The sequence below is a fragment of the Vibrio sp. 10N.222.49.C9 genome (genome assembly GCF_041474985.1).
Classification (GTDB): Bacteria; Pseudomonadota; Gammaproteobacteria; order Enterobacterales; family Vibrionaceae; genus Vibrio; species Vibrio crassostreae_C.
This window is the reverse complement of the sequence record NZ_JBFRVD010000551.1, coordinates 1-399: the sequence shown is the minus strand read 5'-3', so window position 1 is coordinate 399 and position 399 is coordinate 1. Positions and strand designations below refer to the sequence as shown.

At 48.1% G+C, this 399-nt stretch carries 1 protein-coding gene; it reads left to right on the top strand.

The window, feature by feature from the left end:
- Nucleotides 1–117: 117 nt before the first annotated feature.
- Nucleotides 118–399 (top strand): thymidylate synthase (locus tag AB4585_RS24420; protein ID WP_372171337.1); only part of this gene is annotated, 282 nt, incomplete at its 3' end.

Here is a 399-nt window from a genome sequence, read left to right as displayed (position 1 = left end):
GATCTCTATGGGGCAAATACTTTCAACTCCAATGATCCTAATTGGCGCCGCTATGATGTGGTGGGCATACAAATTCAACCAGAAGTCCCTTGAAGTGAACAAGGCGAAGGAGAAGTAATGAAGCAGTATCTAGACCTATGTCGCCGTATCGTTGATGAAGGGCATTGGATTGAGAACCAGCGCACTGGCAAGCGTTGTTTGACTGTTATCAATGCAGATTTAACCTATGACGTAGCGAATAACGCTTTCCCATTGGTGACGACCCGCAAAAGCTTCTGGAAAGCGGCTGTTGCTGAGCTGCTTGGATACATCCGTGGTTACGACAACGCAGAACAGTTCCGCCAACTCGGCACTAAAACCTGGGACGCAAACTCGAACCTCAACGACGCATGGTTAAAC